Genomic DNA, 9,083 nt, shown 5'->3' with positions numbered 1-9,083 from the left:
TTCAGAAATGGCATAATAAAGTGAGCTAAGAGAGGTCTATCCTCATTCATTTGAGGTGAATTTCCAAGAAAATCGCAAAAGAGGTTCGGAATGAAACCATTCCGAACCCCTTTTGTCGACAATCTGAGGTTGGGTACTAAAAGGTACCCAACCTGTTTTGCCGATAAGGGTGATTATGTTAAATAGATTTGTATACGCTATACAACTTTTCACTAGAGGTAGACATCTTATTTGAATCAAATATGGCTCCTTTTTGATGTGAACTTCTAAAAAAATCATTATATATAAGAGAGTTGTCCATCCATTTTGACTTAATTTGAATACATTATCGATATAAGTGATAAAAGGAGAAAAGCCAATAAGTCAAGAGCGCAAACATTATCATTATTATTCAAAATCTGATTCAGATTCAGATTCAGATACCAAGGCAAAAGCTGATGTAGATGTTAAAAATGACAATGATTTAAAAAATATCAACCGTAATACAAACGTTACTAAATCCAAAATTGAAGATAGTGAAAATGCTAAGGTAGACATTGATGTTAAGGTTGATTCTGATTCTATCGCAAAATTACGCTCAAATGCTCAATCTAAACAAGTTCAAGACCAGGATAAAGACAAAAAAAGATAAAGCTAAACAACTAGAAAAGGGTTTGTTCCAACGCGGGAACAACCTGTTTGCGACACATACGAAGTTCTGCAAGCCTACGACACGGAAACGATGACAGGAGGTATTCCGATTGTGGTAGAAGAATTTGAAAGCGAGGTATGATGAATGGATGACACTTATCTAAATTATAAACAATTGTCGGCGAACGAGATAAAAGGGAAAGATTACGATATTTATACAATAAATAACTTTTCCCAAACACTTATCATTGCTCTGCATGGTGGTGGAATCGAAATTGGAACAAGTGAAGCAACAAATGCGATTGCTAGGAGATCGTCTTCGAACATGTACATTTTCGAAGGACTTAAATCATCAGGCAACTCTGTGTTACACATTACTTCTACAAATTTCGATGAACCAACAGCATTAAACTTAGTTGGTTTATCTTCAAGAACTATTAGCCTTCATGGAGCTTCCGGCGCAACGCCGAAGGTGTATATAGGCGGACTAGACACCAACTTAATAAATCACTTAAAAAATGCGTTTATGAGATGGAGTATCAAAGTAGGAAATGCTTCCGAAGAGATTAACGGGGATAATCCGAACAATATTATCAATCGAAACAAGGTAAGCAAAGGTGTTCAGTTGGAGTTAACAAGGGCTCTTAGACAATCTTTCTTTGTTAATAATGACTGGAGCAGACCTAACCGTGTCAACACAACTCCTATATTTTGGAATTTTGTAAATGCTGTAGTGGAAGCATTAGATAAGACCGCTTTATAAACTGATGTAATGGGTGATATTTGTTATGGATATTTCTCCTTATTGGACCATCATCCCTATGCTTAACGTACAATTTTTCCAAAATGTTGTCTGTACCCCATGCCCATCAAGCTAAAGAAACGAATTTCCCCAAAAATGAAAAAAAACGTTATTCTTTCAGTAAAATACTTGAAAAGGATGACCTTTTTTCATGGACCTCTCGCTTTCTGAAGAATTACAACGCTTTCTATCTCCAATCGTCCTACAAAAAATCGCTAAACAGGTTGGTTTTGTGCAGCGATCTAGTAAGTATCAAGCAGATGAACTCATCGCCCTTTGCGTTTGGCTCAGCCAAGAAGTCGCCAATACATCCCTTGCGCAAAACTATGTAGTCGGTTAGAGGCTTCAACGGGCGTACTCATGAGTCAAGAGGGACTCATGAGTACGCTTTAATTCAGCAGCTGTCACATTCCTTCGAGAAGTCTTTACTTCACTCCTAACACAAAAACTTTGTGCGACACAATCGCTATCTTCACACATGGTTTCATCTTTCAAACGTATTCGGATTTTAGATGCGACTGTGTTTCAACTACCTGATTCCTTCGCCACTGATTATCAAGGATCTGGAGGGAGTAGTAATACTGCAGGAGTGAAAATCTAATTGGAATACGATTTACTGAGTAGCCAATTTTTAAACGTGCAGCTAGGGCCAGGAAAGAACAATGATAAAACATACGGTACCATCTGTCTTGAAACCGTAGAGGCGGGCGATTTATGTTTGCGTGATCTTGGTTACTTCGATTTAGGAGACTTACAAGCCATTCATGATAAAGAGGCTTACTATATCTCGCGGTTACTTTTTTTCCCTTGTTGTTCTTTTAAGAACTTCCTAGCATTTTTCATGCCGCCCATGCCACTAAACATTTCATTTATCTTTTCTTTTTCAATCATTTTAGAATTCAAGCCTTCATACTTAGTTTCCCTTTTAAGTTTCCAATAGCTTTCTAGCCTTTCAGCTGACAAAATACCATCTTTAATAGCTTTTTGTACTGCACAGTTTGGCTCATTTTTGTGGGTACAGTCGTTAAATCTACATTTCGAAGCAAGTTCATCAATATCAGCAAAGGATTTTGACAAATCGGCACTAATAATACCTAGTTCTCGCATTCCTGGAGTGTCTATAACAACGCCTAAATCCGGCAACATGATCAGCTCACGCCTTGTAGTTGTGTGTCTTCCCTTATCGTCATTTCTTATTTCACTCGTATCTAATACACTTTGTCCGAGTAGACGATTAATTAAGGTTGATTTTCCAACTCCAGAAGAGCCTATAAATGCAGCTGTCTTTCCACTTGAAAGGTATCTTTTTAATGATTGATATCCATCATCAGAAATACTTGATGTAACAAGCACATCTACGCCAATTGCAATAGAAGATATTTCGTTAAGCCTTATCTCTAACTCCTTACATAGATCTGATTTTGTAAGTACAATAACCGGGATCGCACCGCTATCCCAAGCGATAGAAAGATAACGCTCCAGTCTACGAAGATTAAAATCATTGTTCAGAGACATACAAATAAAAACTGTATCAATATTCGTAGCGACAACTTGTGTATCATTTTTAGAACCAGCCACTTTACGTGCAAAAACACTGTTCCGTGTTAGTATATGGTGAATCATTCCGTTTCCATGCGAATTATCTGTTCGATCGACCATAATAAAATCTCCAACAGCAGGATATTCAGAAAGTCCGCTTACACTATGACGTAATTTTCCAGATATTTCAGCTGTAAACTCACCGTTTTCCGTAATAACTTTATATAAATTTTTATATTGTGATGAAATTCGACCAATAAAAAGATCTTTATATAGTTTAGACTTCTGTATTAATTTTTCAGTAAGTCCTAGATTTTTCATATTTATTTTATTCAACTTCATTTCCTCCTAAAGATTTGATTATAACCTTTGGGAGGTTCTATGCATGAATTTATTTTGCACATACCTCCCCATTGGTTACAATCTCAAGATTTTGCTTGCTATACATAAAAACAACATCTCCTTTCTATTACGTATAAGTTTCACTTTATCATAATTTGCAACCCATTTGAATTAAAGGTCTAGGCATAAACCCTCCGATTTTATCGATGAAAGTCTTAATCATAAATTCACCTTATATACTTGAAGGAAGAAGAATTAGATCCAAATAGAATGATTATCCACGCAATTCAGGGAAGTTTATACACTTTTGGTACTGAAAATGATAAATAATCCTTCACCCAGTTTTCTTAATCTCAGAAGTGCTTTCTGATGAACTTTCAAAATATTTCAATTGTATCAAAATAAAAAAGTTGTAATTTCCAATAACTGTATTCACCTGAGGTTAATCGATATATTTTAATAAAAAAGTGTCTTTCTGAAAAGTACAATTGTTTTTTATCGAAAATTTTATTATTATAAGATAATGAATTCGTTCATCGTATAACGATAGGAAGACAAGGAATCTAATCAATCTATTTTTAGGAATACTTAATAAGAAGTGAAGAATGATTTATAGAGGTAGCTTTTAAGAATAAGTGGCGCCTGCTTCCTCATTTCGAAACCGAATAGTGGGTGTATTAGTAACTTGCTTGAAACTGGGGCTATTACTAGAGTATGAGGAGGAAATGGAGTGGAAAACAAAGAATTGAAAAGAGGCTTAGAAGCACGTCATATTCAAATGATTGCTTTGGGCGGTACAATCGGTGTTGGTTTATTTATGGGTTCATCCAGCACGATTCAATGGACGGGCCCGTCTGTTCTCCTTGCCTATGCAATTTGCGGAATTTTTATTTTTTTCGTGATGCGTGCAATGGGAGAAATGTTGTATGTAGAGCCAAGTACAGGCTCATTTGCGACATTAGGTTATAAGTATATACATCCATTAGCAGGATATTTGACTGCATGGAGTAACTGGTTCCAGTGGGTTATTGTTGGAATGGCAGAAATTATTGCAGTTGGGGCATATATGCAGTATTGGTTCCCAGATCTTCCTGCTTGGATACCAGGCTTCATCGCAATGGTAATTCTTGGTGCAGCGAACTTAATTTCTGTTAAATCATTTGGTGAATTTGAATTTTGGTTTGCGATGATTAAAATCGTTACGATCATTTTGATGATTATTGCAGGATTTGGACTTATTTTCTTCGGATTTGGTAACGGAGGGGACGCAATCGGAATATCTAACCTTTGGGCACATGGAGGTTTCTTTACAGGTGGATGGTCCGGATTTTTCTTTGCGCTCTCTCTCGTTATTGCAGCATATCAAGGAGTCGAATTAATTGGAATTACAGCTGGTGAAGCGAAAAATCCACAAAAAACGTTAACAAAAGCGATTCAAAGTATTATTTGGCGTATTTTAATCTTCTATATTGGTGCTATTTTTGTTATCGTTACTGTTTATCCTTGGGATCAACTTAATTCACTTGGAAGTCCATTTGTTTCTACTTTTGCGAAAGTTGGAATTACAGCAGCTGCTGGTATTATTAACTTCGTTGTCATTACAGCAGCGATGTCTGGCTGCAACAGTGGAATTTTCAGCGCAGGACGTATGCTTTATACATTAGGAAAAAATGGACAAGCTCCAAAATTCTTTACGAAAATTTCTCGAAGTGGAGTTCCATTATACGGTACATTTGGAGTATTAATCGGTTTAGCAATTGGTGTTGTTTTAAACTATATAGCGCCACCAAATATATTTGTCTACGTATATAGTGCAAGTGTGCTTCCTGGTATGATTCCATGGTTTGTCATCCTTATTAGTCAAATTCAATTCAGAAAGAGAAAAGGGGCTGAAATGGTCAACCATCCTTTCAAAATGCCTTTCGCACCTTTTACAAACTACGTGACGATTGCCTTCTTAATTATGGTATTAGTCGGAATGTGGTTTAATAATGACACACGCATACCACTGATTGTAGGACTTGTTTTTCTAGGCATCGTAGTCGTTAGTTATTACGTTTTGGGAATAGGCAAGCGTGCATTACTAGATGCTGAGGACAAATAATTCATTTTATTTGAGGAACAGTAGAGTAAGTAATGTACAAATATACTAAGCAAATCGGGGCAGTTTTGAGATATGCCCCGTTTTTTTATAAATCTTCACTTAGAAACATCACTTACTTTTGTCTTACATAAATTTTATATGAAATTAGTATTCAAGGGCTGTCTAAAATGGCAGCTCTTTTTTATGTCTAAATTTTCTTATATAATATAGATATTAATACCAATTTTAGAGTCATTAATAATCAATGTTGGATTGATAGATAAAACAACAAGAAACTAGCAAACTCAAAATCAAAGAAATAACTTGAAGGATCTAAAAGTTTACATAATGAAGACGAGGGAGCATGAACTATGAAAAACGATTTACTCGCAATTAACGAATTATTTCGTAAAAGAGTTGGTATTTCAGAAAATGAAATGATAACGTTTGAAACATTAGATTATGTCCTTGAAAAGGCGGCTAAATCAATCCCTTTTGAAAATTTGTGTATCATTGCAAACAATACTTACGAACTCACGAAAGAAAACTTACTAACTAAAATCGTTCTAAGAAATGAGGGCGGACTTTGCTATGAATTAAATACGATCCTCAATTTTTTCTTAATTGAAAATGGGTTTAAAGCGGACTTAATTCGTGGTATAACATTCAATCATCAAAATCAATGTTGGAATCGTATTGGGAGAACACATGTAGCCAATTTGGTCATGCATAATGGGGAGTTATATATAATTGACACAGGTTTTGGAGGGAATTTGCCGTTAAAGCCCGTGCCATTAAATGGGGAATCTGTAACAAGTGAAAATGGCGAATTTCGTGTAAAAAAAGAAGAAAGCGAGCATGGGGACTATATTTTCGAAATGAAATTAAAGCATAAAGACAAAGATTGGAAAGCCGGGTACGCTTTTGATTCAAAAAAAGTGGTTGAAGATATGGGAGAATTAAATGAGATACAAAAAGTGATTCTCGAGCATGAGGAATCCCCCTTTAATAAGAAGCCACTAATCAATCGAATAACTGATAATGGAAATATCACGTTAACAAATTCATCCTTTACCGAGTGGACAGATGGAATCGTAAAGAAAGAAGAAATTGATGAAAATAAGTTCAAAGAGCTATCGAAAGAACATTTTGGTCTTAGCATCTAATATTGTTAATATGAGGTTAACCCATTCGTAACGGGCATTAAAATACCTACTTTAAGATTCAAAATCAGCAAAGGAAATAGAGGGGGATAACATCCCGTAAGTCTTGGTTTATAAGGATTTTTCAAAATACCGAAAGAGAGATGATTTAATATGGATACTCAAATCACTACGAAATTAAAAATACTCAAGCCAGTTAATGAAGTATTTGAAGCTATAGTAGACCCTAACAAAATGTCTAATTATTGGTTTTCATCGGCTACTGCAAGAGTGGAACAAGGTAAGACGATTACTTGGAGATATGATGAATACAATGCAGAGGGGGATATAAATGTATTGGCAGTCGAGGAAAATAAGCAAATCGCGTTCTCGTGGGGGGGAAATGATCAAGAAACGGTTGTTGCAATTACTCTAAAAGAGTTGGATAATACGAGTACAATCATTGAAGTAAACGAATCAGGTTTGAAAGAAGATGACCCCGAAATAGTAAACAAAATGATCGGACAAAAAGAAGGTTGGGTATACATGTTAACTTGTTTAAAGGGTTACTTGGAAAATGGCATTAATAATTTGAGGGCATCATTAATTCATTAGTAGGTGAACGACCCCTCCTTACTTCATCGAAGTTGAAGAGAAGGGGCTTCCTGCTTCAAGGATCGTAGCCTAGTAGGATACCTAATAGGGCTTACATGATCTCCACAGGCTTAAGTTCGGACACGACCTTGCCCTACAAAAAATAGCACGTTGACTAGTTCTTTGGTGGCTTGAAAATTTTACGTGACAGAGCGTTCTTCCTGTCACAACCTCATATCTTCAGTTTTCCAAGAGCATGTTTGATTCTATTATACCAAGATTTAGGGAACAGAAAAGCCTTTTGCTACCGCCAACCGAAATTCATCCCCTCCCTAACGCTGGGCTGTGCCCTTCACACGCTTGAGGAAGGGCACTTCTTTCGGAAAACTATTAAATTACTTCATGTCAAAAAGAGCCATTTAGCTCTTTTTGAAACGGGAAAATCACACATCTCTCGTACACTTCTTGTTGAACAAGATCGGGCTGTAACAATAGTTCTTTTAATATTTATTCCCATTTATCAGACGAGAAAAGATAGGCATTTTTACAGGAATTGATCTATTTTCGAATTCTGAGTCATAAACTTCAGTTAGGACATTATTGAATTCGCGTTTCTAAAATACCTGTGAAAGGAGCATATCTGATGAAAAATCGACCAAGGGAAAAAGCTTCGTACGAAAATGTTCCGCAGCCAATCAGGGATGATGGCGCTGGTGCGACCGATTTCGGTCCACGAGACGTCATGAGGGACCTTGAAAACCCCGATATGCTAGTACCTCCGGCCACAGATGCTGGAACGATCCCCAATTTAAAGTTCTCTTTTTCTGATACACATATGCAGTTAAATCATGGAGGTTGGTCAAGGGAAGTAACGGTCAGAGAGCTGCCAATCGCTACCACGCTTGCAGGTGTGAACATGCGACTGACGCCAGGTGGTGTGCGTGAGTTACATTGGCATAAGCAATCAGAATGGGCCTACATGATATTGGGCCGTGCACGAATCACTTCGGTCGATCAAGACGGGCGAAACTTTATTGCCGATGTTGGCGCAGGAGATTTATGGTTCTTTCCTGCCGGAATTCCACACTCGATACAAGGACTAGAGGAAGGTTGCGAATTTTTGCTCGTTTTCGACGATGGTAGCTTTTCCGAATTCGATACCTTCACTATTACCGATTGGTTCGCACACACACCAAAAGACGTGCTAGCTGCGAATTTCGGTGTACCAGAAAGCGCTTTTGCCAACATCCCGACAAAACAACGATACATTTTTCAAACAAAGACACCAGGCTCACTGGAAAGCGACGAGGTTTCGGATCCTTATGGTACTGTGCCTAAGAGCTTCACCCATCGGTTACTTGCACAGGATCCAATCGTAACTCCGGGGGGAACGGTACGTATAGTTGATTCCACCAATTTCCCCATTTCGACTTCCATTGCAGCTGCTTTGGTGGAAATCAAACCGGGTGGAATGAGAGAAATGCATTGGCATCCGAATAAGGATGAGTGGCAGTATTACCTCTCGGGAATCGGGCGAATGACGGTATTCGCGGCGAGTGGCACAGCCCGAACGTTTAATTACCGGGCAGGTGATGTGGGGTATGTACCGTTTGCCATGGGACATTACATCCAAAACACCTGCAACCAAAGCCTATGGTTTCTAGAGATATTCAAGAGTAATCGCTTTGCCGATGTATCGTTGAACCAGTGGATGGCACTGACTCCAAAAGAACTAGTTCAGGACCACTTGCACGTAGGACCGGAGCTGATAAACGCATTGCGGAAGGAGAAATGGCCAGTCGTCAAATACACCGGTATCGACAAGTCATCCAGAAAGGAGTGAAGTTGATTAAATCTCTGAGTTGAAAATTCAGTTTGGTTATCCAATTTAAGAACTAAAAGAGCATGACTTCACCTATTAGTCATGTATAATATCTGTCTATCTTATTTT

7 protein-coding genes and 1 pseudogene are annotated in these 9,083 nt (G+C 37.6%); 7 read left to right on the top strand and 1 reads right to left on the bottom strand.

Translation table 11 applies throughout. The features are described 5' to 3' along the window. Positions 1 to 337 precede the first annotated feature (337 nt). From K9V48_RS07200 to K9V48_RS07190, 3 genes and pseudogenes are all read left to right on the top strand, one after another. On the top strand, positions 338 to 631 hold the full coding sequence (locus K9V48_RS07200) for a hypothetical protein (RefSeq protein WP_224138025.1): 294 nt from the start codon (positions 338 to 340) through the stop codon (positions 629 to 631). 144 nt (positions 632 to 775) lie between these two features. Then, entirely contained in the window at positions 776 to 1,393 is a 618-nt protein-coding gene (locus tag K9V48_RS07195; RefSeq protein ID WP_224138024.1) for a poly-gamma-glutamate hydrolase family protein, read from the top strand. Between the two features lie 190 nt (positions 1,394 to 1,583). Next, positions 1,584 to 2,228 (top strand): annotated as a pseudogene (locus K9V48_RS07190) (IS4 family transposase); the annotation flags it as partial. On the opposite strand, the gene rsgA reads toward K9V48_RS07190, so the two are convergent. Further along, the gene (gene rsgA, locus K9V48_RS07185) at positions 2,213 to 3,307 is read right to left on the bottom strand and encodes a ribosome small subunit-dependent GTPase A (protein ID WP_224138023.1); all 1,095 of its coding nucleotides are present in this window, start codon (positions 3,305 to 3,307) and stop codon (positions 2,213 to 2,215) included. The pseudogene K9V48_RS07190 and the gene rsgA sit on opposite strands and share 16 nt — an antisense overlap. 784 nt (positions 3,308 to 4,091) lie before the next feature. On the opposite strand from rsgA, the gene K9V48_RS07180 reads away from it, so the two are divergent. The 4 genes from K9V48_RS07180 (at position 4,092) to K9V48_RS07165 (ending at position 8,975) form a co-directional block, all read left to right on the top strand. Then, positions 4,092 to 5,417: an amino acid permease gene (locus K9V48_RS07180; RefSeq protein WP_224138030.1), complete on the top strand. Its 1,326-nt coding sequence runs from the start codon at positions 4,092 to 4,094 to the stop codon at positions 5,415 to 5,417. A gap of 350 nt (positions 5,418 to 5,767) precedes the next feature. After that, complete coding sequence (locus K9V48_RS07175; RefSeq protein ID WP_224138022.1) at positions 5,768 to 6,562, top strand: arylamine N-acetyltransferase family protein; 795 nt, start codon at positions 5,768 to 5,770, stop codon at positions 6,560 to 6,562. Positions 6,563 to 6,712: 150 nt separating this feature from the next. Further along, complete coding sequence (locus K9V48_RS07170; RefSeq protein WP_224138021.1) at positions 6,713 to 7,153, top strand: SRPBCC family protein; 441 nt, start codon at positions 6,713 to 6,715, stop codon at positions 7,151 to 7,153. A 622-nt stretch (positions 7,154 to 7,775) separates the two neighbouring features. Continuing rightward, complete coding sequence (locus K9V48_RS07165) at positions 7,776 to 8,975, top strand: oxalate decarboxylase family bicupin (RefSeq protein ID WP_224138020.1); 1,200 nt, start codon at positions 7,776 to 7,778, stop codon at positions 8,973 to 8,975. Positions 8,976 to 9,083: the final 108 nt, after the last annotated feature.

Source organism: Metabacillus rhizolycopersici (assembly GCF_020075705.1).
This window is presented reverse-complemented; position numbering and strand designations above follow the sequence as displayed.